17 protein-coding genes are annotated in these 19305 nt (G+C 61.6%); 5 read left to right on the top strand and 12 right to left on the bottom strand.

The annotated features are described in order from the left end of the window. Positions 1 to 37 precede the first annotated feature (37 nt). Entirely contained in the window at positions 38 to 688 is a 651-nt protein-coding gene (locus F7R20_RS06055) for a hypothetical protein (RefSeq protein ID WP_003196336.1), read from the top strand. Between the two features lie 302 nt (positions 689 to 990). Here the strand turns inward: F7R20_RS06055 and F7R20_RS06050 are convergent, their stop codons facing one another. From F7R20_RS06050 to F7R20_RS06040, 3 genes are all read right to left on the bottom strand, one after another. Beyond that, positions 991 to 2517, bottom strand: coding sequence for a SulP family inorganic anion transporter (locus F7R20_RS06050; RefSeq protein WP_003196339.1), 1527 nt, complete (start codon positions 2515 to 2517; stop codon positions 991 to 993). A gap of 91 nt (positions 2518 to 2608) precedes the next feature. After that, entirely contained in the window at positions 2609 to 3340 is a 732-nt protein-coding gene (locus F7R20_RS06045; RefSeq protein WP_003196341.1) for a carbonic anhydrase, read from the bottom strand. 202 nt (positions 3341 to 3542) lie between these two features. After that, positions 3543 to 4601 (bottom strand): PA0069 family radical SAM protein, encoded by a 1059-nt coding sequence (locus F7R20_RS06040; RefSeq protein WP_003196342.1) that lies wholly within the window; start codon positions 4599 to 4601, stop codon positions 3543 to 3545. Positions 4602 to 4784: 183 nt separating this feature from the next. Here F7R20_RS06040 and F7R20_RS06035 point away from each other — a divergent pair, with 183 nt between their 5' ends. After that, entirely contained in the window at positions 4785 to 5465 is a 681-nt protein-coding gene (locus F7R20_RS06035; protein WP_003196344.1) for a phosphatase domain-containing protein, read from the top strand. Between the two features lie 3 nt (positions 5466 to 5468). On the opposite strand, the gene F7R20_RS06030 is transcribed toward F7R20_RS06035, so the two are convergent. From F7R20_RS06030 to prlC, 3 genes are all read right to left on the bottom strand, one after another. Further along, a complete protein-coding gene (locus F7R20_RS06030; protein ID WP_003196346.1) occupies positions 5469 to 7457 on the bottom strand; it encodes a M3 family metallopeptidase in 1989 nt (662 codons plus the stop codon). A 112-nt stretch (positions 7458 to 7569) separates the two neighbouring features. Continuing rightward, on the bottom strand, positions 7570 to 7851 hold the full coding sequence (locus F7R20_RS06025) for a YheV family putative zinc ribbon protein (protein ID WP_003196348.1): 282 nt from the start codon (positions 7849 to 7851) through the stop codon (positions 7570 to 7572). Then, the gene (gene prlC, locus F7R20_RS06020; RefSeq protein ID WP_013691985.1) at positions 7848 to 9926 is read right to left on the bottom strand and encodes an oligopeptidase A; all 2079 of its coding nucleotides are present in this window, start codon (positions 9924 to 9926) and stop codon (positions 7848 to 7850) included. The genes F7R20_RS06025 and prlC overlap by 4 nt, the downstream gene beginning before the upstream one ends. Before the next feature lie 72 nt (positions 9927 to 9998). Between prlC and F7R20_RS06015 the strand changes: the two genes are divergently transcribed. Continuing rightward, entirely contained in the window at positions 9999 to 10544 is a 546-nt protein-coding gene (locus tag F7R20_RS06015; protein ID WP_003196351.1) for a gamma carbonic anhydrase family protein, read from the top strand. Positions 10545 to 10632: 88 nt separating this feature from the next. Beyond that, positions 10633 to 11283, top strand: a complete 651-nt coding sequence (locus F7R20_RS06010) for an HAD family hydrolase (protein WP_003196353.1) — start codon at positions 10633 to 10635, stop codon at positions 11281 to 11283. On the opposite strand, the gene F7R20_RS06005 is transcribed toward F7R20_RS06010, so the two are convergent. The 6 genes from F7R20_RS06005 to aspA all read right to left on the bottom strand — a co-directional run bounded on the left by F7R20_RS06005 (position 11280) and on the right by aspA (position 18146). Further along, a complete protein-coding gene (locus F7R20_RS06005) occupies positions 11280 to 11777 on the bottom strand; it encodes a hypothetical protein (RefSeq protein ID WP_033028040.1) in 498 nt (165 codons plus the stop codon). The genes F7R20_RS06010 and F7R20_RS06005 overlap by 4 nt on opposite strands. Before the next feature lie 65 nt (positions 11778 to 11842). Then, a complete protein-coding gene (locus tag F7R20_RS06000; RefSeq protein WP_033028041.1) occupies positions 11843 to 12301 on the bottom strand; it encodes an REP-associated tyrosine transposase in 459 nt (152 codons plus the stop codon). A 127-nt stretch (positions 12302 to 12428) separates the two neighbouring features. Continuing rightward, positions 12429 to 13421: an AraC family transcriptional regulator gene (locus tag F7R20_RS05995; RefSeq protein ID WP_003196356.1), complete on the bottom strand. Its 993-nt coding sequence runs from the start codon at positions 13419 to 13421 to the stop codon at positions 12429 to 12431. Between the two features lie 220 nt (positions 13422 to 13641). Beyond that, positions 13642 to 14646, bottom strand: coding sequence for an asparaginase (locus tag F7R20_RS05990; RefSeq protein ID WP_003196359.1), 1005 nt, complete (start codon positions 14644 to 14646; stop codon positions 13642 to 13644). Positions 14647 to 14782: 136 nt separating this feature from the next. After that, entirely contained in the window at positions 14783 to 16234 is a 1452-nt protein-coding gene (locus F7R20_RS05985) for an alanine/glycine:cation symporter family protein (RefSeq protein ID WP_003196361.1), read from the bottom strand. A 487-nt stretch (positions 16235 to 16721) separates the two neighbouring features. Continuing rightward, a complete protein-coding gene (aspA, locus tag F7R20_RS05980; RefSeq protein ID WP_003196363.1) occupies positions 16722 to 18146 on the bottom strand; it encodes an aspartate ammonia-lyase in 1425 nt (474 codons plus the stop codon). 180 nt (positions 18147 to 18326) lie between these two features. Here aspA and F7R20_RS05975 point away from each other — a divergent pair, with 180 nt between their 5' ends. Further along, the gene (locus F7R20_RS05975) at positions 18327 to 19244 is read left to right on the top strand and encodes a LysR substrate-binding domain-containing protein (RefSeq protein ID WP_003196365.1); all 918 of its coding nucleotides are present in this window, start codon (positions 18327 to 18329) and stop codon (positions 19242 to 19244) included. The last annotated feature ends 61 nt before the right edge of the window (positions 19245 to 19305 follow it).

Here is a 19305-nt window from a genome sequence, read left to right as displayed (position 1 = left end):
CTTCCCTATTTCATTGCCTTTGTTTCCTGGAGTTGTCATGAACACCGCCGCATTGCGCGAGCAGATCCAAAAAGCCCAACAACACGAGGCCGAGACCGGCCAGTTGACCCGTCAGCTGGAGGCTCAGCTACCGCACCTGCACGCCGCCATTCAACTGCCGGACATCGACGCGAAGGGCGTGATGACCCGTTTTGTCAGCGCTTATATCGAGCAAGTGCCGGACCTGCTGGACGCCGCCAACGAGGTGGCTCGCGAAGCCGGTATCGAATCGCAGATAAAGCCGGTGCTGACTATCGCCGAACAGTTTTTCCTCCAGCCACCGAAGGTGATGGAAGGCCACGTTGGCCTGGACAGTTTGCTGGACGAAGCCTACCTGGCCCACCGGCTGGTGGAGGAGGTCAACGACCTGTACATCAAGCATTTCAGCCAACCGCTGATCCCGCTGGACATGACGGTCGCCAACCTGATCGCTCACCATTTGATCGGCGAACCGTTCGCCAACCAGCTGGACGAAGCCGTGCATCACGCCGTTGACGAAATGCTCGACGAAGACAGCTTTGCGCTGGAGTCGGTGGAGTCTTACCGGGAGAAACTCGGCAGCCCGGACACGGGCGCTGCCTGGAAGCGCTGGCCGTGCCTGTCGCGCCAGCTGGGTGTTGGGCTGGAACTGGATCAGCCGGCGGCTTGATCCAGCAGCAAAACATGAAGCCCTTGTGGGAGCGGGCTTGCTCGCGAAGGCGCAGTGTCAGGCAGCATTTAGCTAACTGATCCACCGCTTTCGCGAGCAAGCCCCACATTGGATCTGTGCCGCTCATGAATCGTGTGTCCTACACCCAATCCCTGTGGGAGCGAGCTTGCTCGCGATGACATTACATCAGCCACATCACAGTTGACTGATACTCCGCTATCGCGAGCAAGCTCGCTCCCACATTGGGTCTGTGGTGTTCATGAATCCTGTGCCTTACACCCAGCCCCTTTGGGAGCGAGGTGTCAGGCAGAGGCTGCGCCAACCCCTACGGTGGTACGCAACCGCCCTTCCAACCGGCGCTTGAGCCCGCGGGATTCGATCAGCAGCTTCGAACCCTTGCTGGCATTCGCCCGGCCCCATTCTTCCAGTAGCTCCAGGCACGAGTGATCGATGTAGCTCAGGTTATTGAGCGGCACATGCACGGTCGCGCCTGTCGGTATGCTACCCAGTACCTGGGTCAGCGCCGGCACCTTGAGGAAGGTGGCTGCCCCGACCAGTCGCAGTTCCATCTCGCCTTCCTGGGGCAGGTCGATCAGGCTGATTTTCAGTCGCGAGGCTTTCCAGGCCAGTTTCGCCAGGGTCAGGCCGAAGCCGATCAGCACACCGGTCAGCAGGTCGGTGAAGATGATCGCCAGCGCCGTTGCGGCATAGGTGAACATCGGCATCCGGCCATAGCGACCCAGGCTGCGAAACGCCTTGAGGTCCACCAGTTTGAAACCGGTGTACACCAACACCCCCGCCAGGCTCGCCACCGGAATGCTTTGCAGTACGCTGGACAGCAACAGCACGAAGAGCAACAACCACAGGCCGTGGAAAATCGTCGACATCCGCGTGGTGGCCCCGGCCTGGACGTTGGCCGAGCTGCGCACGATCACCCCAGTCATCGGCAGGGCGCCGAGCAGGCCGCAGAGCATGTTGCCGATACCTTGCGCCGACAGTTCGCGGTCGAAGTCCGCACGATCACCGCTGTGCATGCGGTCCACGGCGGCCGCCGACAGCAGGGTTTCGGCGCTGGCGATGAAGGCCACGGCGAAGGCGGCGATCAGCAGCGTCGGGTCGGCCAGGTTCAGCAGGTCCGCCGGGCGCAGCCAATCAATGGCTTCGGCGAGGTTCTCCGGGACTTCCACGCGTTTGACCTGCAAGGCCAGCATCAGGCTGGCGATGGTCGCCAGGCCGACACCGAGCAAGGCGCCGGGAATGAAGCGCAGGCTGTGGGGACGAAACTTCTCCCACAGCCACATCACCGCAATCGTCGACAAACCAAGCAGGCCGGCCTGCCAGCCGAAGGACGGCAAGGCCTGGGCCACCGCCGCCGGGAACGCCGCCAGGTTATCCAGCCCTGACGGCTTGGGCGCCGCGTCGAGCATCACATGGACCTGGGACAACACGATCAGCACGCCGATACCCGCGAGCATCCCGTACACCACCGCAGGTGCGGTGACCCGGAACCAGCAGCCGAGACGAAAGCGCCCGGCCAACAATTGCAGCAGACCGGCCAGCAGCAGGATCGGCCCGAGCATGGCGACGCCATGTTGGCGCACCAATTCGAAGACCAACACCGCCAACCCGGCGGCCGGGCCACTGACTTGCAGCTTGGAACCTGCCAGGAAACCCACTACCAGGCCACCGATGATGCCGGTGATCAGGCCTTTGGCCGGTGGCAGGCCGGAGGCGATGGCAATGCCCATGCACAAGGGCAGCGCCACCAGGAACACCACCACCGAAGCCAATAGCTCCCGTGGCAGAACAGCTTTTAATTGAGCACGCATGGCGACTCTCCCGAAGTTTTCTTCAGGCATGGCGAGGCCCTACCGCGCAAATAGCGGTAAGGCTGAACCACACAAGGATGTTTAGGAGTGGTTAGAAGCGCGCTTTGGGCGTCGCCACCGGTATCGGATGGCTGCCATCGAGCGGCAGGAAACGTCCCTGGTCCGCGTCATAGGCTTTGATCTCGCTGGTCTCGATGTTGTACACCCAGCCATGGATGAACAACTGACCATTGGCCATGCGCGATGCGACCGAGGGGTGCGTTCGCAAATGCTGCAACTGCGCGATCACGTTCTCTTCGGTGAGGATCGACATGGTCTGTTTTTCGTCGCCGCACGGACAGTTGTCGTGGACCATGGTCTTGGCCACTTCGGCGTGGCGCAGCCAGGCCTTGACCGTGGGCATTTTTTCCAGGGTATCGGGGTTGAGCACCGCGCGCATGGCGCCACAATCGGAATGGCCGCAAACGATGATGTGCTGCACGCCGAGGGCCAGCACGGCGTATTCGATGGCGGTGGAGACGCCGCCGTTCATTTGCCCATAAGGTGGAACGACGTTGCCGACGTTACGGGTCACGAACAGGTCGCCGGGGGAGCTATGGGTGATCAACTCGGGCACGATGCGCGAATCGGCGCAGGTGATGAACATCGCCCGGGGTTTCTGGGCGGTGGCGAGTTTCTTGAAGAGCTCTTCCTGTTGCGGAAAGATCTCGTGATGGAAATGCAAAAAGCCGTCAACAATATGCTGCAGCGCTGCATCGGCGGTTTCCGCCTCGGGTTGGGCTGAAGCCGACGCAGCCAACGGCTGTTTATCCTTGTCACTCATGATTCATCCTCTTTGACGTTGACGCCAGTGGCTGGTTAAAAAACATCCAGGTCGAGGTGTTCGACCCGTCAGTCACTCGCTGAACAAGGTAGCGGCCGAAACTTAACTCAAACTGAAATCGAAGGCTCTAGGACAACGATTCCAGGGGTGGCAAAACACTGGCGCAGCTCATGTCCAGTAGCCGTTCCAAGGTCAACTTTAATCAAATCAAAGACATCTGTCGGCCCGGCGGACAGAAGGCATCGCAATCAAGATTGTATCCGTCGCGGCGCTCAAGCCCCAAGCGCTTGAGGGCCTTGGCGAAACGTTGGGCCAGCAGGTCGGCGAACGGGCCTTCGCCGCGCATCCGCGCACCGAAGCGGCTGTCATACAGTTCGCCGCCGCGGCTCTGGCGGACCAGGCTCAACACATGGGCGGCGCGTTGCGGGTAGTGCGCTTGCAACCACTCCTCGAACAGCGGCGCGACTTCCAGCGGCAGGCGCAGCATGACGTAGGCGGCATTCTGCGCGCCGGCGGCGTGGGCTTCGGTCAGCAGGCTCTCGATCTCGCTGTCGTTGATCATCGGGATCATCGGTGCACACAGCACTCCCACGGCAATGCCCGCCTCGCGCATGACCTTGATCGCCCGCAACCGCGCCTTGGGCGCCGCCGCGCGGGGTTCGAGAATACGCTTGAGCTCATCGTCCAGGGTGGTGAGGCTGATCATCACATGCACCAGGCGTTGTTGCGCCAGCTCGGTCAGCAGGTCCAGGTCGCGCAGGATCAGCGAACCCTTGGTGACGATGGTCACTGGATGCCGATAGCGCAGCAGCACCTCGAGAATCCGGCGGGTGATCCGTTGTTCACGCTCGATAGGCTGATAGGGATCGGTGTTGGACCCCAGCGCGATTGGCGCACATTGGTAGCCGCGCCGGGACAATTGCTCTTCCAGCACATCGGCGGCATTGGTCTTGGCGATCAGCTTCGTTTCGAAATCCAGCCCCGGCGACATGTCCCAATAGGCATGGCTGGGCCGCGCATAGCAGTAGATGCAGCCGTGTTCGCAGCCTCGGTACGGGTTGATCGAGCGGTCGAAGGGAATATCGGACGAGGTGTTGCGGGTAATGATGGTCTTGGCCATTTCGATGCGCACTTCAGTGCCCTGGGTCGGCGGGACTTCCTGATACCAGCCGTCATCTTCGGCCACCGAGCGACTCGGGGCGAAGCGGTTGTGCGGGTTGGTCGCGGTGCCGCGGCCGCGAGGCGGAAGTGAAGCTGACATGGGAGCACTCCGAAAGGCTGTATGTGCATACAGTATTCGTTGCATTCGATTAAGACCAGCGCCATTCAGCAGCCCGAATACCCGATCATCGTTCACAACGCTTTGACGTTCTCCTCACAGGCTTTTAACCGCAGCGAGCCGAAACTGTCGATCTCGCATTCCTTCGTTTTCGGTCGTCCGTGCATGCTCAAGCTCTGTTCCCGTTCACTGCTCTGCCTGGCCTTGCTCATCGGGCTGGCCGAGATCCCCGCCCAAGCGGCCGATTCCCCTGATGCGAGGCCCGCTGAATGGGCGCAGCCGGTGGAAAAGGACTACAACCTCTACCAGATGTCGCCGACGCTCTACCGCAGCTCCCTGCCGGATGGCGCAGCGCTGCCCTTGCTGACCAAACTCAGGATTGGCACGGTCATCACCTTCCTGCCGGAGTCGGACAAGCGTTGGCTGTCCACCCCCGGCATCGAGCAAGTGCAGTTGCCCTATCGCACCAATCATGTCGATGACAGCGACATCCTCAGGGCTTTGCGCGCCGTCCAGGCGGCCGAAGCCAAGGGGCCGGTGCTGATGCACTGCAAGCACGGCTCGGACCGCACCGGGCTGGTCGCCGCCATGTACCGGGTGGTGGTGCAGGGTTGGAGCAAAGAGGACGCCTTGAACGAAATGACCGAAGGGGGCTTCGGTGACAGTCATCACTTCAAGGACGGGGTGCGCTACATGATGCAGGCCGATGTCGACAAACTCCGTGTGGCGCTGGCGAATGGCGATTGCAGCACCAGCGTCTTTGCCCTTTGCTCCCTGGAAAGCTGGGTCAACTCAACCACGACGACGCGTCACCTCGACCCTCAGGTTGTGCTTCCGGAGCGATGATCGCTACGTGCCCAGAAACGCCGTGATCGACTCAGACAGCGGTCGCGAATCGCCCGGCCCGAAAATCGTCTCGCGCAACGCCTGCCCGGTTTCCCGGTTGAACAGCCCGTCGCGCTTGAATCTCTGGAACACGGTTTTCGCCAATTCCCTCGACCAGGCATAGGCATAGAGCCCGGCACCATAGCCGGTCACCATGTAGTCCAGGCCATTGGGCCAGCGTTCGGTTGCAGACACCGGCAAATGCCCGACCTGCGCGCTGACTTGGTCGAATACGTGTTGGGCGGTGCGTCCATCGCCGTGGCTGCGGTGCAATTCCATGTCGAACAGCGCATCGCGCAAGAACGAGGCGCTGTCCCAACTGGTCTGGGTATGGAGGTAGACCAGCAATTGATCGGCGAGGGTGTCCGGCAAGGGCGCCCCGGTTTGGTGATGTTTCGAGATACGCATCAGGCAGGGTTTGGCGAAGCACCATTGCTCGAACAACACCCCGGCGAATTCGGCCGTGTCCCGGGACAGTTCCGAGATGCCCGAAATTTCGCGGTATTCAGCCCGGGTCAAGACGTGATGCAAGCAATGGCCGAACTCATGAAAGAGGATGCGCAGCTGCCGATGATCCAGCAACACCGGGTTTGCGCCTGAGCCATGCGGCAACCAGCCATGCAAGACCGCGATGGGGAGCCGAGGCCGGCCTTCGGCGGTGATGCGGCGATTGCGCAGGGTGGTGGTATTGGGAAAACCGTCCTGGTTCGCCTCTGCAAACGGGTCGAAATAGAGGTAGCCCACGGTCTCGTCCCCCTCGCGGACTTCAAAAAGACGCACGTTCGGATGCCAGGTTGCGACGTCCTGGCGTTCAACGATGTTCACGCCGAACAGGTCCCTGGCGATCAGCAACAGCTGTGCAAAAGTCGACTCCAGTTCAAACCAGGCACTGGTGGCCTGCCCCGAAACCCCAGTCGTTTGCCGCCGAAGCTTTTCGGCCAGGTATTGATGATCCCAAGGCTGGAGACCGCTGAAGCCTTGCGTTGCGGCAAATTTTTCCAGTTGCTCGGTGTCCCGGGCAAATACGCTGCGCTGTTGGGCGAGTCGTTCCTGCAAGAACGACAGGACCTGTTCCGGCGACTCGGCCTGCTCCGGTTCGAGCGCCATTTGAGCGTAATTCGAATAGCCCAGTAACGTGGCGTGTTCATGGCGATCCCTGAGTAACTGCGCGAGGACTTCGCCGTTGTCGAACACGCCGGCATGGGGCCCCTGATCCGATGCGCGCGTGCTGAAGGCGACGTAGATTTGCTTGCGCAAAGCGTGATCGTCAGCGTAACGGGTGACCAGACGAAACGACTCCTCGTCGAGCATCAGCAACCAGCCCTTGCGTCCAGCCATACGCGCCTGGTCAGCCATGCGTTGTTTGAAGGACGATGGCAGGCCGCTCAACCGGGCCTCGTCGTCAAACGTTTGGCTCCAGGCTTTATTGGCCTCGTGCAAGTGTTCCAGGAACAAGTCACGGGCGCCTTGGATACGCAGTTGCAGGTCTTTCAAGTCGGCCTGTGCGGTGTGCGCCAAGCCGTTCTGGCGAAACTGCCGGAGGACCTTTGCCAGGGTTCTTTTTCTCGCTGGCGTGAAATGTCGGGCTATCGGGCTGTTTGCCAAGCGTTGATAAAGCTGGAACAGGTCGGGATGGTGTTTGAGTGACCGCTGGAAATCCTGTAGCCGTTCGCTGCAGTGCGACCAAGCCTGGATCCAGGCGTCACCTAACCTGTTCCAGCTCAGTCGCTCCAGCACATAGCCGAAGCTCTTCAAACGGGCGTGGATCTCGTCCATCGCCAGCACGAGGTCGTCCCAGGTGGGGAAGGGTGTCTGGGTCTTGATGATTTCGGCGACTTGAGCGCGGCTCTCGGCAAGAATCCGGTCAAGGGCCGGTGAAAAATGTTCGGCTTGGATCAGCGAAAAAGGGGGCAGGTCATGGGCCTGCAACAGCGGATTGGCATCGTCGGGCATGGCAGCCTTCCTCTCAGTCTGGACGTGATGAACAGTCTGCAAAGGAAGGTGTGGGTGCGGGCGGTATATATGTATCGCTTCCGGGCCGTGGGGCCCGGAAGGTGATATCGGATCATTCCGTCGGTTTTTTCTTCAACTTGGGGTTGGGGAAAAACTGCACCGCCTGAACCTTGGCGTCCGGCGCCTTGAGCGCCGAGGTATTGACCCGGGTGCCCAATTCCTTGGGCACCGACAGGCCTTGCTCGTTGAGTGTGTCGGAATAACCGCAGGCCACACATTCACGGTGCGGTACGCCGTCTTCGTTCCACATCATCAATTTGTCCGGCTCGCTGCAGGCCGGGCAGACCGCCCCGGCGATAAAGCGTCGCTTGGTAATCACAGGTCCCTCGCTCATGCTGCCGCGTCCTCGGTCAGGCCGCTGTGGCGCAAGAGTGCGTCAATCGACGGCTCACGGCCACGGAAGTCGACGAACAGCACCATCGGCTCCTGCGAGCCGCCACGGGCCAGGATCGCCTCACGGAAAGCACGCCCGGTGTCGGCGTTGAGCACGCCGTCCTCTTCGAACTTGGAGAACGCGTCGGCCGACAACACTTCCGCCCATTTGTAGCTGTAGTAGCCCGCCGCATACCCGCCGGCGAAGATGTGGGCGAAGCTGTTGGGGAAGCGGTTGTAGGCTGGGGGACGCATGACCGACACTTCGTCGCGCACGCCTTCGAGCACTTGCAGCACGCTGCGGCCATCGCCGTGGGTGGCGTGCAGCTCGAAGTCGAACAGCGAGAACTCCAACTGGCGGACCATCATCAGGCCGGACTGGAAGTTTTTCGCCGCGAGCATTTTCTCCAGCAGGTCCTGGGGCAGTGGCTCGCCGGTTTCGTAGTGGCCGGAAATCAGCGCCAGGCCTTCAGGCTCCCAGCACCAGTTTTCCATGAACTGGCTCGGCAGCTCCACGGCATCCCAGGCCACGCCGTTGATGCCGGACACGCCGGCATGTTCGACGCGGGTCAGCAGGTGGTGCAGGCCATGGCCGAATTCGTGGAACAGGGTGGTGACTTCATCGTGGGTCAGCAGCGCCGGCTTGCCGCTGTCGGCCGGGGTGAAGTTGCACACCAGGTTGGCGACCGGGCTTTGCAGGACGCCTTCGAAGGTGCGACGACGGTCGCGGGCGCCATCCATCCAGGCCCCGCCACGCTTGTTGGCGCGGGCGTAGAGGTCGAAGAAGAAGCGGCCGACGTGCTGGCCGTTTTCCTTGATTTCGAACAGGCGCACGTCCGGGTGCCAGGTGTCGAAGCCTTTCAGTTCGGCGATCTCGATGCCGTAGAGGCGTTGCACGATGGCGAACAGGCCGCCCAGTACCTTGTCGATCGGGAAGTACGCACGCAGGGCTTCCTGGGCCACGCTGTAACGCTGCTGGCGCAGTTTTTCACCGTAGAAACCGCTGTCCCAGCTTTGCAGGTCGGGGCAGCCCTGTTCGGCGGCGAAGGCTTTGAGCTGTTCCAGGTCCAGGGCAGCGAACGGTTTGCTGCGCTTGGCCAGGTCCCGCAGGAAACTGAGCACCTGATCGCTGGATTCGGCCATCTTGGTCGCCAGGCTCAACTCGGCGAAGTTGGCGAAACCGAGCAATTGGGCCAGTTCCTGACGCAGGTCGAGGATCTGTTCCATCACCGGGCCGTTGTCGTTCTGGCCGGCATTCGGGCCCTGGTCGGAGGCGCGGGTACAGTAGGCGGCGTAGACTTCTTCACGCAGGGCGCGGTCTTCGGCGTAGGTCATCACCGCGTAATAGCTGGGGAATTCCAGGTTGATCAGCCAGCCGTCCAGCTCCTTGGCCTGGGCGGCCGCGGCCATTTGCGCCTTGGCCGAGTCGGTCAGGCCGGCGAGGGCGGCCTCGTCGGTGACGTGCTTGGTCCAGGCCTGGGTCGCGTCCAGCAGTTGATTGGAGAAGCGGCTGCCCAGTTCGGACAGTTTGCTCTGCACTTCGGCGTAACGCTTCTGCTGCTCCGGTGGCAGGTCGATACCCGACAGGCGGAAGTCACGCAGGGAGTGTTCCAGGATGGTTTTCTGCGCCACGTCGAAACCGGCGGCTTCAGGGCTGCTCGCCAGGGCTTCGAAGGCCTGGAACAACTCGCGGTTCTGGCCCAGCTCGGTGGAGTAGGCACTCAGTGCCGGCAGGCAGGCCTCGTAGGCTTCGCGCAGTTCAGGGCTGTTGCGCACGGCGTTCAAATGACTGACCGGGCTCCAGGCGGCGCCCAGGCGATCATTGAGCTCGTCCATCGCCAATACCAGGCCGGCCCAGGTAGGCTGCTGGACTTGGGTCTTGAGGAGCTCGGCGATGGCGGCACGGTTGTCAGCCAGGATCTGCTCGATGGCCGGTTGCACGTGCTCGGCACGGATCGCCGAGAATGGCGGCAGGTCATAGGGCTGCAAAAGAGGGTTGTTCACGCTCACGGTCGACACCTTGGCTGGAAGAAACATGGGCCCATCTTAATTACAATCGACGTTCACCGCAGCTAGCAGCGCCTATCACCGGATAAGAGAGAGCCTATCGTGACCCTTCGCACGTACCAGAACCACAGCCCGCGGCTAGCCCGTGGCGCTTTTGTCGACAGCACCGCGGTGGTGATCGGCGACGTCGAAATCGGCGAAGACAGCTCCGTCTGGCCGCTGACGGTCATACGCGGCGACATGCACCGCATCCGTATCGGTGCGCGTACCAGCGTCCAGGATGGTTGCGTGCTGCACATCACCCACGCCGGTCCGTTCAATCCCGAGGGCTTCCCGTTGCTGATCGGCGACGACGTGACCATCGCCCACAAGGTCATGCTCCATGGCTGCTCCGTGGGCAGCCGGGTCCTGATCGGCATGGGCAGCATCGTCATGGACGGCGCGGTGGTCGAAGATGATGTGATCATCGGTGCCGGCAGCCTGGTACCGCCGGGCAAACGCCTGGAAAGCGGCTTTTTATATGTGGGCAGCCCGGTGAAACAGGCCCGGCCGTTGACGGACAAGGAGCGCGCCTTCTTCACCTACAGCGCGGCGAACTACGTGAAGCTCAAGGACCTGCACCTGGCCGAAGGCTACGACCAGCCCTGACGGGTTCGCCTGCCACCTCTATTCATCGTGGCGAGGGAGCTTGCTCCCGCTGGGCTGCGCAGCAGCCCCATGACTTCCAGGAACTGCAATGCATTACCAGACTGTACTCTTCGACCTCGACGGCACCCTCACCGACCCCCGCGAGGGCATCACCCGTTCGATCCAGTTCGCCTTGAGCAAGCTGGGCATCGACGAACCCGACCTGACCCGCCTCGAGCATTTCATCGGCCCGCCGCTGCTACAGGCGTTCATGCAGTTTTACGACTTCGATGAAGCGAAGGCCTGGGAGGCGGTGAATTTCTATCGCGAACGCTTCAAGGTCACCGGCCTATACGAAAATCGCGTCTTCGACGGCGTGATGCCACTGCTGGAAACCTTGGGCGGCCAAGGGCGCCAGTTGTACATCGCCACGTCCAAACCCTGGGTCTTCGCCCGGGAAATCGCCCGCCACTTCGACTTCGCCCGGCACTTCAAGGTGATCTACGGCAGCGAACTGGACGGCACCCGCACCAACAAGGTCGAGTTGATTGCCCACCTGCTAGCCGAAGAAGGCCTCGACCCGACCAGCACCCTGATGATCGGCGATCGCAAGCACGACCTGATCGGCGCCCGCAGCAACGGCCTGGATGCAGCGGCGGTGGGGTATGGGTTTGGCAGCCATGAAGAACTCAGCGCCGAGGGCCCGGCGTATCACTTCGAGACGGTGGATGCGTTGCATCAGGCGTTTTTGCGGGGTTAGTCATATTGCCATCGCGGGCAAGCCTTGCTCCCACAGGGCAGCGCCTTGAATGCTATGGGGGCAAGGCTTGCCCCGCCAAAAAGCAGCATCTGGAATGCCTGTGGAAGCAGGTTTGCTCCCCCAAAAGGCAGCATCTGGAATGCCTGTGGAAGCAGGTTTGCTCCCCCAAAAGGCAGCATTTGGAATGCCTGTGGAAGCAGGTTTGCTCCCCCCAAAAGCAGCATTTGGAATGCCTGTGGAAGCAGGTTTGCTCCCCCCAAAGGCAGCATTTGGAATGCCTGTGGAAGCAGGTTTGCTCCCCCCAAAGGCAGCATTTGGAATGCCTGTGGAAGCAGGTTTGCTCCCCCAAAAGGCAGCATTTGGAATGCCTGTGGGAGCAGGTTTTCTCCCCCCAAAAGCAGCATTTGGAATGCCTGTGGGAGCAGGTTTTCTCCCCCCAAAAGCAGCATTTGGAATACCTGTGGAAGCAGGTTTGCTCCCCCAAAAAGCAGCATTTGGAATACCTGTGGGAGCAAGGCTTGCCCGCGATGAGGCCATCATGGACGCAGCTTAAATCGAATCAGACCCATATCGCGTCCCACAATGGGTAGACCCCAATTTTCTTAACTAAACCGGCTCGCAGCGGGTTTGCCACGACATATCGAGCGACTGTTTGCAGATCTTCCTCCTTGCGAATGGCTCGGTCATGAAATCCCTCCTGCCAAAGCGATCCTTCCCGCTGCGTCAATCGATTGAAGACAACCGTGGTCCGAGACTTTGTTCGCGCAATCAGCTTGGAGAGTTCTATACCCTGCAATTCGATCAGCCAGTGAAAATGGTCTGGCATCACCACCCAGGCCAACGAATGGGCAAATTGTTCTTCCTGAGCCTTTCGGAAGGCGTCAACCACCAAGCGTCCTGTCTCGAAGCGGCCAAAAAACGGCTCGCGGCCGCGCGTATTCACGGTCAGTAAATAGACTTGTCCAGACTGCGAATAACGTCCGAAACGCAACTGTTGGGAATGAGGCAGTGTTGTCACAAGTGATCCTCCTTGATCTGTCCTTTATTTCAAGGCTAGGACAGCAGAAGCGGATCCGACTTGGAATGTTGGAGCAGGATGTGTCTGGGCTGACGCCATCGCGGGCAAGCCTTGCTCCCACAGGGAATCAGGCCCTGAACTGGCTTGGCGCCACGCCGCTCCAGCGCACGAAGGCGTGGCGGAAGCTGGCGGTTTCGCTGAAGCCCAGTCGTTCGGCGATTCGATAGATCGGCAATTGGTCCTCGCAGAGCATCTGCTTGGCCCGTTCGAAGCGCAGTTCGTCCAGCAGTTCCTGGTAGCTGCAGCCCAGGTCCTTGAGGTGGCGGCGCAGGGTGCGCGCCGAGCAGTTCATCTGTTCGGCCAGGCCTTCCAGCCCGGGGGCGGCGTTCAGTTGGGCGTCGAGCAACTGGCGGATCCGCCCCAGCCAGGCCTGGCGTCCGGTGAACTCGGTATTCTGCCGGCGGCAACGTTCGGCCATGGCGTGATGGGTGATGGGGTCGGCCAGGGGCAAGGGTTGGTCGAGCCAGTGGCGCTCGAAGGCGAACGCGTTATCGACGCTGTCGAAGCGCACCGGGCAATCGAAGAGCGCGGCGTAGCGCGCCTGGTAATCGGGCGCCGGATGTTCGAAGCGTGCCGCACGCAAGGGTAGTGCATGACCAAGGAGGTCGTTACAGATGACCTTCAGCGAAACCATGCAGAACTCGGCATTGAACACCGCCAGGGCCGGGTTCTCCCGATAATCGCTGGCGCTGAACCAGATGTGCTGGCCGTCATCGTCCAGGTTCAGTTCGAAGAGTGTTCCCAATAGCGCCGGATAGCGCAGCGCCAGGCGCAAGGCGTCACCTAAGGTGGCACTGGTGAGCAGCGCATAGCCGAGCATGCCGTAGGACGAAACGTGCATGCGCAGGCCCAGCTCCAGGCCGATGTCGCGCTTGAGGGCCACGGCGTTGGCGCAGACCTGCATCTCCTGGTTGGTGGTGATGCGCGTATCGGCCCGGCTCAGGTCCGCCGCGCTGATGCCGCTGCCGGCCAGCAATGCCTCACTGGACAGCCCTTGGTTCTTGAAGGCGCTCAGTACCAGGGAGACGGCGTTGAGGGTGGTGAGGTGGGAATGAAGCATGTCCGTTTCCAGCCTGGGGAAGGCTGGAAACGGAGCAAGTTATATGCCGGATGAAAATCGAAGGTTCAACACAACCTCTAATGTGGGAGTAGACCTGTGGGAGCAAAGCTTGCTCGCGAAGAACGATGACGCGACCTTACAGTTGATCTGTGTCGCCTGCATCGCGAGCAAGCTTTGCTCCCACAAGTGTCCCCTCCCACAGGTTTTGCAGCGTCTAAGCTCAGCTCAGCTCGCCACACAGGTCCAGCTCTACCAGCCGCCGAACCTCTTCCACTGGCAGCCCGGCGCCAATCAAGGCCTGCAACTTGCCGAACGCGGCTTCGCGGGTCATGCCGCCGCCGGACAGCACGCCAACGCCACGCAAGCGGCTGCCAGCTTCATACACGTCCAGCTCGACGCCACCTTCATGGCATTGGGTCACCGCCACGACGACCACGCCGCTGTCCCGCGCCCGCTCCAGGCTGGCGAGGAAGGCCGGGTTGTCGCTCGGCCCGGTGCCGCTGCCGTAGCATTCCAGCACCAGGCCCTGGACACCGCTGCCCAGCAGGCCATCGAGGACCTGCGCGCTGATGCCGGGAAACAGCGGCAACACTGCGATGTTTGCCAGTTGCTTGGGCTGGTTGTAATTCAACTGCGCCGGCAGCGAGGAGGCTTTGACGCCGCCGCCCTGGCGTTCCAGGCGCTTGAACGGGTGACGACCAAAGCTGCGCACTTTCGCGCAACGGGTTGGCGCCAGCAGCTCACCGTGGAAGTACAGGTGCACGCCCGGCGCCAGGCCCTGGCCAAGAGCGACCAGCGCGCCGCTGAGGTTTTCCCAGGCGTCGCTGTCGGTCACGCCGGCGGGCAGCATCGAGCCGGTGAAGCAGACCCGCGCATGCAGCCCCAGCAGCTGGAAGCTCATCGCTGCAGCGCTGTAGGCCAGGGTGTCGGTGCCGTGCAGGATCAGTACGCTGTCGCAGCCCTGCACATCCACGGCATCGACCACCGCTTCGCGCAGTTGCTGCCAGTAGGCCGGGGTCATGTTGGCGCTGTCGATCAGCGGCGACATTTCCCGGAAGCGCCATTGCGGGACGACGAGTTCGGGTTGGCTGTGCAGGTAATCACGCATACGCGCTTCGAAACCGGATGCCGGAGCCAGGCCGTGGGCGCTGGCCTGCATGCCGATGGTGCCGCCGGTGTAGAGCACCATGACGTGCTGGGCGGCAGGGTAGGTCGAGCCATTCATGGGGTTGTTCTCCGAGGACGAAAACGGCAGCTTGGGTTAGCTGCCACAACATAAGGCCGAGCATGACGCCGACCTTAGGCTGTGTCACGCCGGGCGCAGGGGATGCGCCCGGTTTTTTCCAAACAGCTTGTACCGATCAGCGTTGCGCTGCGGTCGCGCCAGCAACAGCGGTGTCAGGATTGGCAACCGACGCCGATGGGTTGGCAGGCCAAGCCTTGCGGTCCAGATCCAGGTCCGGGAACTTGCTGGAATCGAAGACAGGGGTCCTGATGCCGGCCGAACGTTGGTCATCGTAGTCACGCAGGATGCGCATGCCGACCTTGAACAGCAGGAACAGCGCGATCAGGTTCACGAACGCCAGCAGGGTCATGGTGATGTCGGCGAAGGCGAACACGGTGCTGAGGTTTTCGATGGCGCCCCAGAAAATCAGGACCAGGACCAGTGCACGGTAGGCGATCAGGGCCTTGCGGTTCTCACCCAGCATGAAGCGCAGGTTGTTCTCGCCCAGGTAGTAGTTGTAGAGGATCGAGGTGAACACAAACAAGGACAAGGCCACGGAGATGAATACCCGGCCCCAGTCACCCACGACGGCCGCCAGGGAGTTCTGGGTCAGGGCAATGCCGTCGCCTTCGAAGCCCGGGGTGTAGAAGCCCGACAGCAGGATCAGCAGCGCGGTGCAGGTGCAGATCACGAACGTGTCCAGGAACACGCTGAATGCCTGTACCACGCCTTGGGCTACCGGGTGCTCGACCGACGCGACAGCAGCGACGTTAGGCGCACTGCCCAGGCCGGCTTCGTTGGCGAACACGCCACGCTTGACGCCCATGACGATGGCGCTGCCGATCAGGCCGCCGAAGGCCTGGTCCAGACCAAAGGCGCTCTTGACGATGGTCGCCAGCATGCCCGGTACATGTTCGAACTGCAGCACGATCACGTAGATGGTCACGGCGATGTACGCCAGGGTCTTGACCGGTACCAGCAGGTCAGCCACCTTGGCGATGCGCTTGATCCCGCCGATGAACACCAGGCCCAGCAGCACCGCCAGGCCCAGGCCGGTGTAGGTGGTGTCGAAGCCGAAGGCGTTGTTCAGGGAGTGGGTGACGGCGTGGGCTTGCAGGCCGTTGAAGGCGAAGCCGAAGGTGACCAGCAACAGGACCGCCATGATCATGCCCAACCAGCGCTTCTGCAGGCCGTGCTGGATGTAGTAGGACGGGCCGCCACGGAACTGGCCTTCGGAGTCGCAGCGCTTGTAGAGCTGGCCGAGGGAGCACTCGAAGAAGCTGCTGGACATGCCGACCAACGCGGTCACCCACATCCAGAACACCGCACCAGGACCACCGAGGGTCACGGCGATGCCGACACCGGCGATGTTGCCCGCGCCGACACGACCGGCCAGGCTGAGCATCAAGGCCTGGAACGAGCTGAGCTGGCCAGCACTGCTCTTCAGGCTGTCACGGAACACCGCGAACATATGAAAGAAATGACGGAACTGGACGAAACGCGAGCGGATCGTGAAATAGCTCCCGAGCCCGACAATGAGCACGATCAGCACTTTCCCTGAGAGGAAGTCGTTGATGACTTCAAGCATGAGTATTCCTCGCTGTTTTTTGTTTAAGCAAATGCTGGCCATTTGGAAATATCGCGTTACATCGGTTGGTGCGCGGCCCAACAGGTGAGGCGATGTTTCGTCCCGGTCCATTTTCGCGGGTTGTTATTAGTTCGGTTTTCGCATGTTTAAGGGTCTCGCTGCAGACGACCACTCATGCGAAGAGGGGCGGCACTATACCTATCAGTGCGGTGCCCGTCTGCACAGTTGTGGTGCGTCCGACGAAACGAAACCTTTGAAACACCTGGCCTTTCGGTCAGGTTATTGTGGGGGCGAGCCTGCTCGCGTTGGCTGGCGACGCGGTTTACAACGGGCAGCGCGTCGTCGTTTATCGCGAGCAGGTTCCTTCCCACAGGTTCAGTCATCCTTTGCTGCTATCAATTAAAAAAAGGGCTTGGGGAAGATCCCCAAGCCCTCAAAAGGTGAGAGGTGTCTAGTCCCTCGACCTGGTGAGCGGTGTTCGTGTCGATCACGCTTTGAGCGGGACCAGACGCGGAGCAATCATGTTTTCCGGGCGCAGGATGTCGTCGAGCATGGCGTCGTCGAGCAAGCCTTCTTCGCGCACCAGTTCCAGCACGCCGCGGCCACTTTCCAGGGCAACACGGGCGATGCGGGTGGCGTTTTCATAGCCGATGTACGGGTTCAGGGCGGTGACCAGGCCGATCGAGTGCTCGACCAGTTCACGGCAGCGCGCTTCGTTGGCGGTGATGCCGACGATGCAGTGCTCGCGCAGCATGTCCATGGCCCGTTGCAGCAGGCGGATCGAGTCGAAGATCTTGAAGGCGATCAGCGGTTCCATCACGTTCAGTTGCAGTTGGCCGCCTTCGGCCGCGATGGTCAGGGCCAGGTCGTTGCCGATGATCTGGAATGCCACCTGGTTGACCGCCTCCGGGATCACCGGGTTGACCTTGCCGGGCATGATCGAGCTGCCTGGCTGGCGGGCTGGCAGATTGATTTCGTTGATGCCAGTGCGTGGGCCGCTGGACAGCAGGCGCAGGTCGTTGCAGATCTTCGACAGCTTGACCGCGGTGCGCTTGAGCATGCCGGAGAACAGCACAAAGGCGCCCATGTCGGAGGTGGCTTCGATCAGGTCGGCGGCCGGAACCAGCGGCTGGCCGCTGATGGTCGCCAGGCGCTGTACGGCCAGGGCCTGGTAGCGCGGGTCGGCGTTGATGCCGGTGCCGATGGCTGTGCCGCCCAGGTTCACTTCAGTGAGCAGTTCAGGCGCCAGGGTTTTCAGGCGCGCCAGGTCTTCGCTCAGGGTGGTGGCGAAGGCGCGGAATTCCTGGCCGAGGGTCATCGGCACGGCGTCTTGCAGCTGGGTGCGGCCCATTTTCAGGACGTGGCTGAATTCTTCACCTTTGGCCGCGAACGCCTGGATCAGGCTGTCGAGGCTGGCCAGCAACGCGTCGTGGCCCAGCAGCAGACCCAGGCGGATCGCGGTCGGGTAGGCGTCGTTGGTGGACTGCGCCATGTTCACGTCGTTGTTGGGGTGCAGGTACTGGTACTCGCCTTTCTGGTGGCCCATGGCCTCCAGCGCGATGTTGGCGATGACTTCGTTGGCATTCATGTTGGTCGACGTGCCAGCGCCGCCCTGGATCATGTCCACCACGAATTCTTCGTGGAAATCGCCGCGGATCAATCGTGCACAGGCTTCACTGATGGCTGCGTGCTTGGCTTCGCTGAGCTGACCCAGTTCGCGGTTGGCGTCAGCGGCGGCCTGTTTGACCATTGCCAGACCGACCACCAGCTTAGGGTAATGCGAGATCGGGACGCCGGAGAGACGGAAGTTGTTTACCGCTCGTAGGGTCTGGATGCCGTAATACGCTTGCGCTGGTACTTCGAGTACGCCAAGCAGGTCTTTTTCTGTGCGGAATGATGCAGCGGAGGACATGATAGAAATCATCTCGATAAGGACCCGGTCTGAGCCGGAACGCTGCGAATCCTAGGCTCTCAAAAAAAATAGGGCCAATGCTGTTAAGCACTGGCCTATGCATATTCGGCATAATGTCGGTGTGACGTCGGCGGTGCGACGAACGTGTGACCTGTTTTGGTGCGTGTAAGGGAGGACGTGATGAATCTTGAAAGCAAATGGCTTGAGGACTTCAGTGCCCTGGCCGCGACCCGCAGTTTCTCCCAGGCGGCCGAGCGGCGCTTCGTGACGCAACCGGCCTTCAGCCGGCGAATCCGCAGCCTCGAGGCGGCGCTGGGGCTGACCCTGGTCAACCGTTCGCGTACGCCCGTCGAGCTGACGGCCGCGGGGCAGTTGTTCCTGGTGACGGCGCGCACGGTTGTCGAGCAACTGGGTGAAGTGTTGCGCCATTTGCATCACCTGGAGGGCGGGCAGGGCGAAGTCATACAAGTGGCCGCTGCCCACTCCCTGGCGCTGGGCTTCTTTCCGCGCTGGATCGCCCAGCTGCGCAACGACGGGATGAACATCGCCACGCGGCTGGTGGCGACCAACGTCGGCGATGCCGTCCACGCCTTGCGTGAAGGGGGCTGCGACCTGATGCTGGCCTTCTACGATCCGGACTCGGCCATGCAGATGGACCCGGAGATCTTCCCGTCGCTGCACTTGGGCCAGACCGAAATGCTGCCGGTGTGCGCGGCCGATGCCGATGGCAAGCCGCTGTTCGACCTTGAGGGCGAGGCCAGCGTGCCGCTGCTGGCCTACAGCGCCGGGGCGTTCCTCGGGCGTTCGGTCAACCAGTTGTTGCGCCAGCGGGCGCTGCGGTTCACCACGATCTACGAGACGGCCATGGCCGACAGCCTCAAGAGCATGGCCCTGGAAGGCCTGGGCATCGCCTGGGTGCCGCACCTGAGCGTACGCGCCGAACTGGCCCGGGGCGAACTGGTGATCTGCGGCGGCCCGCAATGGCACGTGCCGTTGGAGATCCGCCTGTACCGCTGCGCCCTGGTGCGCAAGGCCAATGTGCGGTTGTTGTGGCGCAAGCTTGAAGGTGGCGTGGCGCAGGGTGCCGCGGGATCTTGATAGCACTGCAAACCCTGTGGGAGCGTTGCCTCAAGACTGACTTTGAGGTCAATAAAACCGC

Source organism: Pseudomonas brassicacearum subsp. brassicacearum (assembly GCF_008801605.1).
Taxonomy (GTDB): domain Bacteria; phylum Pseudomonadota; class Gammaproteobacteria; order Pseudomonadales; family Pseudomonadaceae; genus Aquipseudomonas; species Aquipseudomonas brassicacearum.
This window is presented reverse-complemented; position numbering and strand designations above follow the sequence as displayed.